The 16,524-nt window shown below is 42.7% G+C and carries 11 protein-coding genes, 1 tRNA gene and 1 pseudogene; 4 read left to right on the forward strand and 9 right to left on the reverse strand.

Translation table 11 applies throughout. The annotated features are described in order from the left end of the window. Positions 1-22: 22 nt before the first annotated feature. From fliO to AC0L6H_RS18595, 6 genes and pseudogenes are all read right to left on the reverse strand, one after another. Complete coding sequence (fliO, locus tag AC0L6H_RS18570) at positions 23-574, reverse strand: flagellar biosynthetic protein FliO (protein ID WP_473390732.1); 552 nt, start codon at positions 572-574, stop codon at positions 23-25. Further along, the gene (gene fliN / locus AC0L6H_RS18575; protein WP_473390734.1) at positions 534-971 is read right to left on the reverse strand and encodes a flagellar motor switch protein FliN; all 438 of its coding nucleotides are present in this window, start codon (positions 969-971) and stop codon (positions 534-536) included. Before fliN ends, fliO begins: the two co-directional genes overlap by 41 nt. A gap of 2 nt (positions 972-973) precedes the next feature. Continuing rightward, positions 974-2,052: pseudogene (fliM, locus tag AC0L6H_RS18580) on the reverse strand (flagellar motor switch protein FliM). Positions 2,053-2,095: 43 nt separating this feature from the next. Beyond that, entirely contained in the window at positions 2,096-2,620 is a 525-nt protein-coding gene (fliL, locus tag AC0L6H_RS18585) for a flagellar basal body-associated protein FliL (RefSeq protein ID WP_473390736.1), read from the reverse strand. Between the two features lie 61 nt (positions 2,621-2,681). Continuing rightward, entirely contained in the window at positions 2,682-5,069 is a 2,388-nt protein-coding gene (locus tag AC0L6H_RS18590) for a flagellar hook-length control protein FliK (protein ID WP_473390737.1), read from the reverse strand. A gap of 131 nt (positions 5,070-5,200) precedes the next feature. Beyond that, positions 5,201-5,704, reverse strand: a complete 504-nt coding sequence (locus tag AC0L6H_RS18595; protein ID WP_473390738.1) for an AAA family ATPase — start codon at positions 5,702-5,704, stop codon at positions 5,201-5,203. A 255-nt stretch (positions 5,705-5,959) separates the two neighbouring features. Between AC0L6H_RS18595 and AC0L6H_RS18600 the strand changes: the two genes are divergently transcribed. The 4 genes from AC0L6H_RS18600 (at position 5,960) to AC0L6H_RS18615 (ending at position 12,059) form a co-directional block, all read left to right on the forward strand. Further along, a tRNA-Arg gene (locus AC0L6H_RS18600) sits at positions 5,960-6,035 on the forward strand. 288 nt (positions 6,036-6,323) lie between these two features. Further along, positions 6,324-7,403 (forward strand): PEP-CTERM sorting domain-containing protein, encoded by a 1,080-nt coding sequence (locus tag AC0L6H_RS18605; RefSeq protein ID WP_473390740.1) that lies wholly within the window; start codon positions 6,324-6,326, stop codon positions 7,401-7,403. 16 nt (positions 7,404-7,419) lie between these two features. Further along, positions 7,420-9,336 carry a toll/interleukin-1 receptor domain-containing protein gene (locus tag AC0L6H_RS18610; RefSeq protein ID WP_473390741.1) on the forward strand — a complete coding sequence of 639 codons (1,917 nt, stop codon included), beginning with the start codon at positions 7,420-7,422 and terminating at the stop codon, positions 9,334-9,336. A gap of 266 nt (positions 9,337-9,602) precedes the next feature. Continuing rightward, positions 9,603-12,059, forward strand: coding sequence for a S8 family serine peptidase (locus AC0L6H_RS18615; RefSeq protein ID WP_473390742.1), 2,457 nt, complete (start codon positions 9,603-9,605; stop codon positions 12,057-12,059). 4 nt (positions 12,060-12,063) lie between these two features. On the opposite strand, the gene AC0L6H_RS18620 is transcribed toward AC0L6H_RS18615, so the two are convergent. From AC0L6H_RS18620 to AC0L6H_RS18630, 3 genes are read right to left on the reverse strand one after another with little or no spacing between them, the layout of a single operon-like run. Continuing rightward, positions 12,064-12,693 (reverse strand): response regulator, encoded by a 630-nt coding sequence (locus AC0L6H_RS18620; RefSeq protein ID WP_473390744.1) that lies wholly within the window; start codon positions 12,691-12,693, stop codon positions 12,064-12,066. Beyond that, positions 12,690-13,379 (reverse strand): sensor histidine kinase, encoded by a 690-nt coding sequence (locus tag AC0L6H_RS18625; RefSeq protein ID WP_473390745.1) that lies wholly within the window; start codon positions 13,377-13,379, stop codon positions 12,690-12,692. Before AC0L6H_RS18625 ends, AC0L6H_RS18620 begins: the two co-directional genes overlap by 4 nt. Beyond that, complete coding sequence (locus AC0L6H_RS18630; RefSeq protein WP_473390747.1) at positions 13,372-16,509, reverse strand: protein kinase domain-containing protein; 3,138 nt, start codon at positions 16,507-16,509, stop codon at positions 13,372-13,374. The genes AC0L6H_RS18625 and AC0L6H_RS18630 overlap by 8 nt, the downstream gene beginning before the upstream one ends. Positions 16,510-16,524 lie beyond the last annotated feature (15 nt).

Genomic DNA, 16,524 nt, shown 5'->3' on the forward strand with positions numbered 1-16,524 from the left:
GTATATAGACATCATTGATAAACTAGTCATGGTCAACTCCCTTTTTTGCTTGCTGGTTGGCGTCTTTGTTTCCTTTGTTGCCCACTAATCCTTGTGCCATTGCTTGCACAAGTTTTTGCTGAAAGTTGCCTTTGCCGCTTAAATTAGCAGATGCTGCCGAAGCTTTGTTTTCTTTTTGAATTGGGTTTTCTAGTTTAGCGAGGTGATTAATATTGTGCGCAGTAATGCCCAAAAGGTGTTGTTCATCGCCCACTTCTATGACCATGACTTTTTCTTTTGTGCCGGCCATCATGCTAGCGACTACGCGCATTTGACCACCGCCCGTTTGAGCGACATTAAACCGACGCATTATAAATGCGAGCGCAAAAATAATGGCGACCACCACTAAAAGCGACAGAAAAACATTCAGTATTGAACTGGCTGACGTCAGACTAGGGCTAGCTGGCGCTGTTGTTGCCGCTTGCAGTCCGCCTGCGTATGAAAAAAGCAATAAGCTTGAAAGGCCCGCCAAGACTGCGCTTGGCGAGTATTTTTTATTTAAGTTTTTTAATTCTCTCGACTTGACTAATAACATCCGTTAACCGTATACCAAATTTATCGTTAATCACTACTACCTCTCCATGAGCAATCAACGTGCCATTTACTAAAACATCTAGTGGTTCACCGGCAACTCGGTCTAATTCAACAACCGAACCTTGGTTCAATTGCAGTAAATTACGGATACTTATATTGGTTCTGCCCACTTCCATAGAAATAGTCACTGGGATATCGAGGATCGTATCCAGTTTCTTTTCATCATTTAAGGGGGCTGAATCATCAGTTAATTCATCAAGGCCTGCAGCCTGCGCTTCTGCATCAGCAATAAGTTGGTCGGGATCTACTGACTCACCGCCCTCACCTTCCGCTTCTGCCTGCTCAGCCATGGCTGCTTCCCAATCATCTAAGCCTTCGCCTTCAGTCTCTTCACTCATGGCTATCTCCTCTGTAAAACGTTTATTAAATCTTCTTCAAGTACCTGTAATTCTGAGTCGCTGTCAATCACTTTCCCGCCTTTGGTAAAGAGCATCAGTTCAGATTTAACAGAATTTGGTCTAGGTATCTTATCGGTAATTTTTAGGGCTACATTGTCGCGTGAGCGACCAAGTTTGGCCCTGAATGAGGGTAAGTCCTCTATCGAAATCGTCACAACATCGGGCATGTTAATCGGAATGATATCGCCCTCTTTGTAATTCATCAGCTTATCAAGGCTAACAACCAAATCTAAGAAGTGCGTTGTTAATTCGACCTTAACGTCCATGATTTCATCACGTAGCGCCTTACTCCATCTAAAGTCGGTGTCTTCTTTGTCATTTTGCACACCGGCATCTAGCATATCTCTTATAGGTTCGAGCATTGAGTAAGGCAATGAAATATGAAAATCACCGCCACCGCCATCAAGTTCAATATGAAAAGAACTAATAACAACGACTTCGCTTGGACTCACTATATTGGCCATCGCGGGATTTACTTCAGAGTCTAAGTATTCAAATGAAACATCCATTACCGGCGCCCAGGCTTCTTTGTAGTCCTCGAAGATGAGCTTAAGTAGCATTTGAATAATGCGCCGTTCGGTAGGCGTAAATTCACGCCCTTCAATTTTTGCATGATAGCGACCATCACCACCAAAAAGTTATCAACCATGATAAACACTAAACGTGCTTCCATGGTAATGAGCCCTGTGCCTTTAAGCGGTCTAAATCGCACCATGTTCAAGCTAGTGGGAACAAACAATGTATGAATATACTCACCAAACTTTATCATTTGGATGCCATTTATCGACACCTCAGCACTACGGCGCATCATATTGAATAAACTAACCCGCATGTGCCGAGCAAAGCGCTCATTAACAATCTCGAGCGTTGGCATGCGTCCGCGCACGATACGGTCTTGAGAAGAAAAGTCGTATTCGAGCGCTGAGCCGTCGTGCTCAATCTCCTCGACTTCCTCTTCTTCAACATCATCAACACCATGCAATAAGGCATCAATTTCATCTTGTGATAATAAATCGCTCACGTATTCACCTAATATGGTTAGGGTTGCGGGTCATCATTGGTCCTTATTGGATCACAAATCCGGTAAATAATACTTGTTCCACCACGGGGCTTTTCTCAAGACTCGTCATTGTTTGTCTCACCTGTGTGGTGGCTTTGTTACGTAATTCTGTTTTGCCTACGTCGGTCACTAAATCGTCAGCGTTTGAAGCACTAAAGACGCGTAATAAACTACCTTCAATCATGGGGATATGACGTTTAGCCAACTCTTCATTATTTTGCCCTCTTACCATAAGCTGTACTTCTATTTGTACTATGCGCTCTCTTGATAATCCTGGTGCGTTAAACAGAAATGGTCTAGGCATACCAACATATATCGCAACATTTTCAGCAGGACCTTCACTTTCGCCTGACTCACTGCTATTAGTGCTTTCTTCTGCAACAGCTTCAACGGGGTCATCTCCCATAAATAAGAAGAAGTAAGCTGCTCCGCCACCGCCGGCCAATAACACCACAGCTATGATGATAATAAGCATCAGCTTAGATTTTTTCTTTGGGGCTGCATCCCCTTGTAGTTCTTCACCAGCCATGTTGACTTTCCTATTTCATGTAAACGTTATGTTGAATTTAAAACTGCTGTGTTATGCCTATTTAGGCAAAATAATCAATGCCACCTATTGCGCCATTTGATATTCGTTGTTCTAGCATCGATACATTATTTACGTCACTATCATCTACTTGACTACCATCATCCAAGCGCTGATCTGTTGTCGATGCAAGCCCGTTATTCCCATCGCTGCCATCATCTTGCTGCGACCCAGATTGGCCATCTTGCTCAACACTCGATTGACCTAACTCAATACCTTGATCTTGTAACATTTCTCGCAATCTGGGTACTGCTTGGTCGAGTGCTTCTTTAGCTGCTTGGGATTGCACATTAAAATTAACTTGCGCCACGTCACCGCTTAAATTTATTTTAATATTTATGCCACCTAAATCAGGTGGGTCTAATCTAATTTCAGCTGTTGCACTTTTCGCATTTACCATCCATCTGACTTTCTCAGCAAGTTGCGCCTGCCCTTCTTGTTTAAAAATATTGATTGCTTTATCGGCGTTTGCCTGTGCATTCATCTGGTTTTGTATACCGTTAGCAAGTTTCGTACCTTCCATATGCGAGAAGTTAATTTCTTTTGCTAATTGATTGTCTGTAATGCCTAGAACCTGCGCCTGTTGCTGGCTGGCGGAATAATTTACAGCATTAGCTAAATTCAAAACGGCAGTAAACTGACTCACCGCGGCGTCAATTTTTGGTTGTTTTGAGGCACTTTCTTCGCCAGAAATTTGGGCCATGGCTTCAGCGACAATCGCCTTTAAGTCGAGCGCGGGTTCACGCCCTTGGGAGAGTTGTTGTTTAAATTCTTTTAAACCACTTTGTAGCGCCGCGATAAATTCGTTGCCTTTAGCTTCACCACTAATTTCTGACGCCACGCTTTGAATACGTTGTGTCAAATTTTCTAGCGCGGCACTAGATTGCGAATCGCTTAAGTCGGTAAGATTGACTAATGCATTACTCGCCGCCTCAGGCTTTTTACCTTCTGTTGTACTTGGTACACTTGAACTCTGTTTTGTTGGGATATCAAGTGGAACTTCTTTGCTGTTTGATTGGCTCGTGAGTATATCTTTGGTTAACAAAGTCTCACTACTCTCAAGTGTTTCGCTAGTGGCGTCACCGGGCTGCGCAAAGATATCTCCAATGACATTGTTTGCAATGCTTGTAACACCTGCTTTAAGACCAATATCGGCTTGTATTTTAGTACTTTCAGTAGTACCGCCTGTGAGGGTATGGGTATTTTTATCCGCTGGTGTTGAAAGTAGCAAGGTCTTTAGCAAGGCAATATCAGCCTGTGAAGTATCGCTGTTTTCAATTGCCGCTTCGTCTTTGTTAAGCGTGGTAAGTTGCTCCGCTAAATCACCAATAATACTATCAATGTCAGCCAATTGACTTGGTTTTACATTTTCATTGGCGTTTTCAATTGCTTGCTTTGCCTCTATCAATAATTGCAAATCATCACGGCCTATCGCGATTGTTATGGTGTCGGATAGTTCGCCATCATTGAATTGATCTTCCCTATTGGGCGCAGCTATTTCGATATTAATCAGTGGCTCTTTATCTACTAGCTCACCTGATAGTTTATCAATCTTATTGAGCAAAGCTTTCATGGCTTCTAAATCTGTTTCAGACAAAGAAGGTGCCATTGAGCTTAAGAGGCCTTCTTCAACATTCGCCGCCGCTTCATTAGCTTCTACATATTCATTTATTGGCGCATCATTACTAGTAAAATCGGCCACTGTAGTAACAAAATCGATATAATCAAAACCTTCTTCGCTTTTTGCGCCTTTTGCTAGGTAAGCTTCTGCGAGCGGCTCATCGCCGTTAGTAGTGTCAATATTTTGCGCTTCAATATTGGTATTGTGCTGTGTATCGAGGCTTGGTTCATTGCTATCTATCGGTTTAGTAGCATGCGAATTAGTATAATTAACATCGGGGCTATTCGGTTTTTCGGTATTAATTGTTGCTGGACTATCAGAAGCATCGCGCTGGGCTGGACGAGCATTATCGACCCGATCGTTATTAGCGCGTGCTTCATCAGCTTGCGCTCTTTTATCTTGAAGTTGTTGATTAAAGTCTGTCCGTGCTTGGCTTTGCTTATCACGTAAACTTAACGCTTCGTCCCTGCGCTCTTGCGCGTCAGCTTTATGGCTTTGGTCTTGGGCTGAAGTTGCTTGATTTTTATTTGGTGAGTTTGGCTCAGCGGCGCTTCGAGCATCGTCAATATGCGCTTTTACCCGCTCACGAGGTTGCTCAAAAACTCGAATGGCCTCGGTTTGACGCAAAAATTCATTGCTAAACGATTGCCGAGTTTCATTTTGTACACTCAACGCGCTCGCACTTAAGGCAAACGGCAAGCCCGAGGCGGCAGTTTGTGTTTTTGTACTGGCAATTTGTTGCATGTTTTGTTGCGCTACTTGTTGCACCATAGATTACAATTCCTGTTATATTTAATCTGTAAGTGTATGTTTAAAAATGATTTTAAAACCAATTTGGACTATACAGCAGAGTCATTACAGGAAGTGTTTTGCATTTTGTGTACCAAGTTATAGATGAGGTACTAGTTGCGAGGATTTACTGAATTGAGGTCCTTTAGGCTGGTGTATTGTTTTTTAGCGCCTGCAAACTGAGAAAATAAATGTAGGTGTGCTTTTTTAGAAAATGTATCACTACGATGTTCATATTGCCTTATCCAATCTATAAGCATCGGTAGATTAGCATCTTGCGCTTTTTTAGACTCATATTTATGCGCTTCCCATGGTCGCGCTTTTGCATTTTCCACACAAACTTCTACAGGTAAGTTAAGAAAAATGAGCTCAGACGCATCGCCAATGAGCAGTTGTAACAAATCTGAATAACATCCTTCTATTACCCAGTTTTCATTTTGCTTAATGAAAAGTTCTATATGTTTGTGTGATTGTTCTATGGGCATTCTTTGTGGTGGCATAGAGGGAAGCCAAGCAATCGTATCTAAATCCATATGCGCAATGTTATTTTCTTTCGCCATGCTAGATGCGAGGGTCGACTTACCTGAGCCAGAATTGCCGAAAATAAGCACTTTCATTGTTACTTCCTTTTGCGTACATCAGGTTAAACTATAAGCTGCAAATATGGCACTTTCATGCCGCAGGCGAGCCATGCTAATCTCTTAAAGACAATTGAGGAGAGAGTGTAGCGCTTCGCAGAAAAAACGCCAACTGCATGTATAGTTGTTGACTAATGTTTTTGAAGTTGTCGTTAATTAGCTTGTCACTTTATTTAAGACATTACTGCACTTGTGTTAGCTTTGATTTTACCGCAAAATATTAGGCTTTATTGTCGGCCCTTAGTTCAACAGGATAGAACAACTGCCTCCTAAGCGGTAAATAGGGGTTCGAGTCCCTTAGGGCCGGCCACGCACATTTTGCTGGCGCAAACTGAATCGCCACTGATACCGTAGACATATTTCCTCTCAAAAAGTAAAAGAATGCTAAAAAGTGTCATAAGCAATATCCCCAATAGTGTAGAGATGATGCTGGGCGTAAGTACCCGCCCCTTGTACCGCAAAATACAAAAATACGATCTAAGGTTCCACTAGGAAATTAACTCTGACCCCTTATTCACTCACCTAGTAAACCCAATAAACCTTGCACGAAGCCACGTAAGTGATTAATGTATGAACAAATAACAATAAGGGACATACCATGAAAAACTATATAAAAACCTTCGTTACCCTTTTACTTTTGTTTAGCATTCATCATACGGCAAATGCGGAAATCATCAGTATTGACGTAAACGCGACCGCCTCAGGTGGTTATTTCGATTATTCTAGCGAAGAAACATTCGGGGTTGACGTTAGTCGCAACATTATAGACCAAGAAGTCGGTAGCCGGCAGCAAGGCTCAGCTGGTAGTTTTGACAGTACCTCGTTTATTGACGACACGACCATTTTATTTAAAAACGGCAATGGTGCATATGGTGAATTTGCAAGGTCTTCCTCAAGCACCACTGTAGATATTACTTTTCAAAACAATAGCAGCGACACCATACGCCCAGTACTTGACTCACAGATTCTAGCAGCAGGCATGGGTTTTTACTTAACGGATTGCTCGGCGGATAACCTGCGAAACTGCGGCTCGCGCGACCAAGTTGACTTCACATTCCTTGATATTACGAGTCGCGTTGGCGATTTAAATCCTATCGCAGAAACCGAGTTTAACTTTAAAATCGTATCTGAAGGCTTAACCTTGTACGCGTTAACCGGCAAGGTGTCGCTTATAGCGGGTGAAAGTGGCGGCCCTAATACTATTGTTCGTCAGTTTAGTAGCGTTGAAGGTTTTTTGAATAACTTTCGCGAAACATCGTCACCAGGTAATCAAACTCAAATTAGCTACGATTGGGATGTGACCGACTTTGAAGTGGTTTTCCCTACCGACTTGCTGCCAGGTGATAGCACCAGTGTGCAGTACATTACTGAAGTGTCGACATTTAGTAATACTACCTGTAGAGAAAATGACCTAGTGGCCTGCACAGTAGCTTATGGTGCGTTTGGCGACCCGATTGGTCGTGGAGGTTCGGCGCCGCCCGACTCTAGCCCTATTGGTGGTTTCAACGCAGGCTTGTATACAATGGCCGCTTCTTTTGACGACGGCGTAGTGCGTTATCGCGCCTTAAGTGGACCTGGTGTTTCAGCTACTCCTGCACCTATTCCTGTTCCGGCGCCTAGCACCTTGGTCTTGCTTGTAATGGGAGTAATATTTGTAGCTATGCGCAACAAACGCTAATGACGTCACTAAAGCGATGACTAAGCAACCAAAAGAGCAACCATCAAGCTGGACGTATAGAGCGTTTATAAGCTATAGCCATAAAGACAAAGCCACTGCAAAGTGGCTCCACTCTAGCCTAGAGAAGTATCGCTTACCCAAAAATCTTGTAGGCAAACAAACCTCACTGTGCAAAGTACCTGCCCGCCTTACGCCTATTTTTCGTGATCAAGACGAGCTACCTGCCAGTGGAAGCTTAGGGCTTGAGTTGAACGATGCGTTAACAAAATCCTTGTTTTTAATTGTCATTTGCTCTCCCGCTGCGGCTCAATCTAAATGGGTTAATGAAGAGATTCGCCAATTTAAAACAGAATATGGCGACAAACGCGTGTTAGCGCTAATTGTAGCAGGCGAGCCCAATGCGGTACTTCCCGAGCAGGAATGCTTTGCGCCGGCGCTAAAATATATTGTTAACGCAAAAGGTGAAATTACAGACCAATTGAGTGAGCCGATTGCCGCAGACATACGCAAACAAGCTGATGGCAAACGGCTAGCGCAGCTTAAGTTGATTAGTGGATTAACCGGACTAAAGCTCGATGATTTAGTGCAGCGAGATGCCACTCGACGAATGCGCACGCTTATACAAATAAGTGCCGCGTCATTTACGGCATCGGTTTTTGCAATAGCCCTAGCAATTTATGCTAACGACCGAAGAATAGATGCCAATACCCAACGTATAATTGCTGAGCAGGAGGCTGCTAACACACTTGCCGTGTCTGATTTTTTGGTCGACCTTTTTGCCAGCGCCAATTCCAGCCAGCAAAACCCGAATGATATAACCGCACGCTCTATTCTTGATAGCGGCGCAAAACGAATAACGGAAGAACTTAAAGGACAGCCATTGGTGCAAAGCCGTCTTTCTGGTACGATTGCACTAGCTTTCAATAACTTAGGCTTATTCGATGAAGCCATTCATGTGGTAGATTCTACCGCGGCAGTATCAGGAATAGCACTCGCCAAGGCATATCAAATTAAAGCTGAAGCATTATTTAGAAAAGGAGATTTTACCCGCGCGTTGGAAGTCGTTAAATATGCACAAGATTTATCAACGCTCGAAGCGCCGCATAAATACGGCAATGATGATTTAAAAACTCGCGCCACTATTGCACGTATTAAAGGCAATATTCACTATCAGCTTGGGCAGCATCAACAAGCCTTAATGGCTTACAGTAGTGCATTAGATGTACTTGAAAGTATGCCTGAGGTTGACAAGCTTGCAGTTGCTAAGGTTCTTCAAACTAAGGCCTTAGTGTTATCTGACATGGGGCAACTAGAGGTTGCTATTGAAGACCTCGACACGGCAATGAAAATGGCTTTAGACAGTGTTGACAGCTCAAATATGATAATAGGTTCTATATCGCTAGCACAGGCACAGGTAAATTATTTAAGCGGGGACCTAGTGCAAGCAAAAGAACAAATCAACATAGCTACGGCTAACATGGGACGCATATTAGATAGTGACAACCCTTACCTCGCTGATGCCATATCAATGAAAGGCCAAATTCTGCACGCTCTAGGTGATTTAGATGAAGCCGATGCCGCCCTAACTGAAGCCGTCGAGATTTACACCAAAGCCTACGGCGGCCGACATCATCTTAGCGGTATAGCTGAAGTTTACTTAGCGCTAATTGCAGGTGATAGAAAGGATCTTGCGGCATCCCTTGCCCATTTTGACGAAGCCAAACTGCACTATGATGAAGGCTATGGTCAACTCCATGCAAATCATGGTGACTTATTGGTAAATAGAGCCAGTGTACTGGCGTCGATGGGCGAGCTTGAGCGGGCTAAAGTGGATTGTGCAGACGGTATGGTTATTCTCAATGATACGCTTGGTGCAGATGCGGCTTTTACGCAGCAGCTCCAAGCTGTGTGTGATGATATTTATGTGAAGTGATTTTGCTTAAACAACCTGGTAATAGTTTGTTTATAAGGCATGCTATCTGCGCCCTATTTAAAAGCAGACGCAGTTCCATAGGCATCAACCACCCTGGCAATAATCATTCTTTGCCGCCACTAGCTGCTAAAACTGCAAAATATATAAATCTGTCTCCTTTAGTGAAGAGGTCTTACTGTTAGTTAATTTCTTATAGGGGTATATCCCCATTTTCGATGTTGAAAAATTACTCAATACTTGATCACGTCAAACCAAAAGGGTGATTTATGAAATTTATTAATAAGAAAAAACTAGTATCAATCGCAGTTGCATGTGCATTTGCGTCAAGCACTGCTCAGGCAAAAACATTCGATCAAACTCTAGCTGATAACTTAGCTGATGCACCATTAGAGCTTCAGCAAGTTATTGTAACATTTGAAGGTGATGGTCCTGTGGCCCAATCGCAATTAGATGCTCTGAATACTCTAGGCATAACGGGTGGAGTGAGTCTTCGCAATGTACCTATTGTTGGTGTGCTAGCCAACAAAACACAAGTAGAAGCAATTTACCAACGTGACGACGTGGTGTCAGTTTGGAATAATGACCCATTAGTATTTGAAAACTATGAATCAACACAAATTACTGGGGTTCAGTCGCTACGCGATGATCAAAGCATTAGGCTCAACGGCATTCCTGTTTCAGGCAGAGGGATTGGCGTTGTAGTAAACGATTCGGGCGTTGACGGAACACATTCCGATATTTCGTATCCTGATCATGTTGTTCAAAACGTTTTGGCGCAGGTTAACCTAAACTCATTTAGCGGTATTCTTCCAATCACATACCAAGAAAACGTAGCCAACACCGATATTGGCGGTGGTCATGGTACACACGTAGCCGGTACTGTCGGCGGAAATGGCGCGCAAAGCAGAGGTAAACATGCAGGTGTTGCGCCTGGCGCAGATATTATCGGGTATGGTTCTGGTGCAGGGCTATTTATTTTAGATACGATTGGTGGTTTCGACTATGCACTCACGCATCAGTTTGATTATAACATTCGTGTGATATCTAATTCATTTGGTAACACTGGTGACGTAGGGACTGATTTCAATCCTGATGACCCGACTAACGTAGTCACCAAAAAGCTAGCAGATCGCGGTATTATCACTGTTTTCTCTGCGGGAAATTCAGGTCCTGGCGAGTCCACTATTACCGGTAACTTTAAAAAAGCGCCTTGGGTTATAACTGTGGCTGCAGGCGATAAAGACGGTAAGCTCGCAGATTTTAGCTCCAGAGGCGTTGATGGCAAAGGTGCTAACGTAGTGGTAGATGGAGAAGTATTTGCATGGGAAGATCGCCCAACGATTACCGCGCCTGGTGTTGATGTGATTTCAGCACGCGCATCCACATCTAGCCTAGGTGGTCTTAGTGCGACCGATGACGCAGAATTAATCGAAGCTCAAAATTTGCCGTTTTATACGGTTTCAAGTGGGACATCTATGGCGGCGCCCCACGCGTCGGGTATCGTCGCACTCATGCTTGAAGCTGATCCAACCCTTGGGTGGAAAGACGTAAAACGCATTCTTCAGAAAACAGCAACACCGATGGCAGGTAAAAGTGCTTGGGAAGTAGGTGCTGGTTACGTAAACGCTCATGCAGCGGTCAAGGCTGTCCTAGATGGAGAAGAAAGCTTTGGCGACACAGTTAAATTAAATCGAGAGTTTAATGGCTTTGCGAATGTGAGCGAGGGAGATAGTTTCACGTTGACAACAAACTATCTACCCGTAGGAGAGCCTGAAGTACAAACATTTACTGTTGGAGGAGACGTTTCGCTTGTATTAGCAAGTGCCTCAATAGAAACTGCCACAGCCTTTGTGTTAGAGGACCCTTCTGGCAATCGCTATGGTTCAGGTATTGGATTACCCGTATTAGGTTCTGCGGTTGGTACATCAGCTCCCGGCATGGCAGGCGAATGGAAACTGTATAGCAGTGGTATCGGCAGCATAAGCGGTGTATCAGTAGACCCTCTAGGTGTGACTAACGGGGTTGGTGTGCCTAGTAGTACAGACGTGAACATTCGCTTTATAGAAACTGATGGATTTTCGGGAATTGATGATGCAAACGGCCATCCTGCACAGTCATTCATAGAATATGTGGTTGCAAATGAGCTTATGGACGCGCGTACAAATGGTTTTGTACCTAATGCAAATCTTAGACGTGATGAGCTCGCAGATACCTTAAGTTTGTCCGCTAATACTCGACAAGCTCTGAATGGGAACACAAAAAGCTTTTTAGACGCCAATGCAAACTTCTCTGCTGCTATTAATAGTGTAACGACTGGTGGCTCAGTGTTATCAGACAGAGCAATGCAGCATGCTCCATTGATGATAAGCAATGGTGAAGTTTTTGGTAGTTCTCAAGCGGTAAGCAAAGAAGAGATGGCTTACTCTCTAGTTCAAGCGCTAGGACTCGAAGCCAGTGCGAATAGCTTTAATCAAGATAAAGTAATCGCAGTAGTCTTTGGCCAAGCGATTGAAGTTGAAGATACTGAGAGTATTGCTCCTGAGCTTCGCGGTTATGTGCAGCAAGCGTTGGCACTTGGTATTATGCAGGTTGAAGTGGTTGTTGAGCAGGGGCCGTTTGATTTAGAGCCAAGCTTTAAAGCATTTTTTAACCCTAATAATAAAGTAAGTCGAGGTGAAGCAGCATTGTTTGTTACTCAGTTTAAAAACCTTACTTCAAATTAGTATATTACTCTAGCAGGCCGGCTTTGCCGGCCAATCTAATCAACTCTGCCGAGCTATTCAAGTTAAGTTTCTTATAAATATTACTTCGATGGTTTTCGGCAGTTTTTAAACTCATATTTAGCAACTCTCCTATATTTTTACTGGTATTACCGGCTGCGACTAAAAAGAACACTTCTCGTTCACGTCGCGTAAGCGCATTGAGCGGATTAATATGGCTTCGTTTAAAAGCCTCATCTTTTTGGTCAACATTCGTTGGGAAGAACATTTTACCTGCAGCCACTTTTTTCACTGCGTCAATTAACACATCTCCAGATGACTCTTTAAGTACATATCCTTTTGCGCCAGCATCTTGCATAGCTTCTATATATTCAACTTCATTATGCATCGATAATACCAATATCTTTGCGTTTGGACGCTGAGCAAGAATTTTATCGATGGCCACTAAACCGCTCATCCGAGGCATCGATATGTCCATTAGAATAAGATCTGGGTTAAGTTTGATAGTCTGCTCAACTAACTGAATGCCATCATCGCATTCTCCAATAACAGTAATGCTATCGCTGTTGTTAAGCAATTGAGAAACACCTTGCCTCATAATTACATGGTCGTCGGCAAGCAAAACCTTAATCGTCATAGTGGCACCAATACTATGATTCGTGTACCTTCATTAGGCGCCGAATCTATTTCAAACTTTGCGTCAAAGGCTTTAGCTCTATCACTTATGCTCACTAGTCCTATACCCTTCTTAAGTAGTTTTTTATCGAATCCTTTACCATTATCAAGTATCTCAAGTCTAATTAAGTTTCGATGTGATTTTAATGTTAGCATTACCTCACTAGCTTGACTATGTTTAGCGATGTTAACTAAAGACTCCTGAGCAATTCTGAAAATCAGTATTCTAATTTCCTCTGAAAAGCTATCTGAAATGTTAATTTGGCATTCGTATTCAATATCATTCGGCGTCAGCAAATTTCGACACAACCATTGAAGCGCAGGTTTTAGACCTAGGTCGCTTAAAATTGTAGGACTCATTAATCGAGAGAGTTGGCGAACATCGTTAAGCGCCATTTCAGCAAGCCCGTGTAATTCGTCTAATTCAGGAGATTGTGCGGCAAGTGTTTGTAGTCTTCTTGTGAGTCCAGTCAATAGTTGTCCAACACCATCATGTAAATCACGTGATAACTTGGCCTTTTCGGACTCTTGCTGTGCCCAAAGGCGTTTAGCTAAATCGCGCAAAAGAGCCTGATCTTCGTCTAACCTTAGCTTCAAGGAATGTTGAAGTCGGCGAATTTCTCCTAGTTGCTCCTCATTATTATTCAAAATAAGCCTGCCTGTAGTCTCTTGCTTGTTTTTCGTCTAGTTGTGACATCCACTGAATAAGTAACTGCTGCTGTTTTGCTTCTTCGCCATCTATCACCGTGTAATAAAGATGATTTCGCCAAAAGTCGGAGCTTAAGGCTAGCTGTTGTTTTAGACTTTGTTTACTTTGAGCATCGCCATTTTTTGCCTTAATATATAACCATCGTAAATGAGTATGGTAATACTGAGGTTCGACTAAGGCGCTAGCTTTTTGCATTAAATCGCTATCGACTGGCAAAGCAAAACGCTCTTGTATATCTAGCAATATCTTGAGCTTTGTAATGACAGGGATATTGTTATTTTCAATAAACCCAGTAAAAGATAAATCAGGTCGATAATCGTCAAGCGATTCTTGCATATGATGGTTTAATGCGATTGCAAGCCACTCAAAAACAGCTTGCTGCTCGGCGCTTTCCGATACCATGTTTGGCTCTACAATTGCCAAAGTATCTTGAAGGCAAGCCCAATTCGCCGTATTCAAACACATTTCCCCTTGCCAAAGGTTGACCTCAATTAACGCGCGTGTGTCAGTCGCTTTTTGTGCTAATGATTGTGCTAATGTGCTTTGTTCTTGAGCGTCAGCTAATTTACCATTGATAAAATGCAAATTACTCAACAGTAAATGACTATACATTTTTTCTTGTTCTTGCTCTGTAGTTATCAATTGATTGGCAGCGATCAAGTGCCGACTTGCTGAAAGCGTATCGGCTCTCGCGATACTAAGCTGTGCTAAATTTTGAATAGTTCTTATGAGGTGTGTGGCGTCGCCATTTCGCTCAAAAATCGTCTTGGCTTGTTTCCAATATATTTCAGCCAGTGAAAAATCTCCGGTCAAAAAATGTATGTACGCAACGTTACTCATGCTTTCAGGTTTTAGAGCTTCATCGTTAACTTGAACACGAATATCAAGGCCACGATTATATTCTTGCAAAGCCAACTCGTATAAGCCTTGTTCTTCATATAAAAAGCCTAAGGTGTCATGAATATGCGCTTCTTCTGCTAAGTTTCCTGTGTTTTGCTGCAGGCTAATAGCCTCTATTAGCGCTTTTTCTGCCTTTTCATACTCACCTAAGATTGATGCGGCTATGGCTAAGTTAGCAAGCGTTTTTGCTCGTTCTACAGGTTCTAATTCAGTCGTTCTTATTGTCAAAGCATCATTGAAATAAGAACTAGCAGTCTTATTTTCTGCCAATCGCAAATAGGCAATACCAAAGGCATTAAGCACTAGACCTTCACCTTTTCGATTTTTGGCACTACGAAACGCTATTAATGCTTTTGTCAGCGAGTTGTCTATCGCAAATTGAATATCGCCATTGATAATCTGCAATCGCGCTAGCTCAAACCACAGTTGCCCATCGTTGGGGCGCAAAGCTATTGCCTGTTTGTAATCTTCCATGGCTTCTTGCGACTGGTTAGCCCACTGATAAATATCAGCGCGCGCTATTAAAAGCTCGGGTCTATTGGGAAAGTTACTAACTAGCGCTTCAATTGCGCTTTGAGCCAATGACAGATCATCTTCTATATAGGCGCGCTGTAACTGTGCTTGTAATCGCCAATAGTCATCTAAATTGGGTAGTGAATTTAAGGTTTCTAGCGCGTTTTGAGCACTGGCAAAATCGCCCTCATTCAGCGCCGCGTTCGCTTTAGCGAGCCAAGCACCGGGATAATCTGGATTGCTCTCAAGCAACGCTTCAATAGTTTGACGCTCAGTGAGGTCTTCTTTGTTCTGAATACTGTTGTTTAACGCTTCAACAAATTGCACGCGATCAAAGGACATCGGCGTTTCTAGTTTTTTGAAGAGCGTACTTATGATACTGATAGAAAATTCGTCAAGATCTTCAGCTAAGCTTTCTACATTTGCTGATTTTGTAATTGTGAAAAGCTGACTATCGCTAGGCATTCTAATGACACTAGCTCGAAGAAGAAATGTGTCGTTATTCGTCTCAGACGCATCGATAATAAGGATAGTATCTGCACCTAGTTGAACGGCTAAATCGACCCGATCGTCTTTATTTTCCAGGGGCGCTAACGCCAAATTATGTATTAATTGTTTACTTGCCTGTTTAGGGATCAAGACAAGGTCTGGATGTGTTGACAAAGGGTATCTTATCAGTGTCTCAATGGTAGATAACAAAGGATAATTTGGATCAGAGATTAGCATTAATTGCAGAGGCTTTTTGGAATCAACCTGCGTCGTCGCTGTATCTGTTCGATTAACCAATGACAAAATACTGAATATAATAAGTACAGCAATGCCCAAAGCCAGTAATGGTATTGAATAAGCACCAGACTTTGGGCTTATCCTAGAAATGGCATCTTCTATACTGAGTCTTTGCGATGGATAATGGCTAGTCAGCGCCTTTATAAAACGATTTTTATGAATTTTCCAAAGCAGGTCTTTTACCGAGTAGGGCTTGAGTTTTACCGAGTCAAGCATGTCTTTAAAGACCATCCCAACACTGTAAATATCTGTTTTCTCGCCAGCTTTCCCACTCTGAATCACTTCAGGCGCCGAATAATACTTATGTCCACTTGTTTGATTTTGATTATCTGCTGCTTGACCAATCCCAAAGTCGATGACGATCAAGTTATCATTTTTATCAATTAATATATTATCTGGTTTTAAATCGCCATGTTTAATCTCTGCAATATGGCAAGCATTTACAGCGTCTAGAAGCTGATGTTGCCACTGCTTGAATAAAGCTTTTGAAATTCCTTTTTCAAGACGTTCGTAAAGAGGCTCACCATCCACATACTCCATCGTGAAAAAGGCGTCACTATCATCTGAAAACACATCATGAACACGGATGATATTAGCGTGCTGTAACTGCCGCGCAAGCAATACCTCATTTCTAATCGTTTGCATTTTATCTGCAGCGGTAGCTGCGCCGGGAATTAGCTTTAACGCTATATCAATTTCAAGAATACGATCGTATGCACTATAGACTGACGCTTGACTACCCGAGCCAAGCGCACTTTTTATTACAAAGCGGTCAGCTAACATATCACCAGAGGCAAGTTTGCCAGGAGATGTTAGAATTTCCGTTTCATAGGTGTTTATTTCAGAAGGATCATCATTTTGCCTATTCAAAGGCTACTCCAGACT

This window comes from Glaciecola sp. G7-5, from assembly GCF_055808975.1.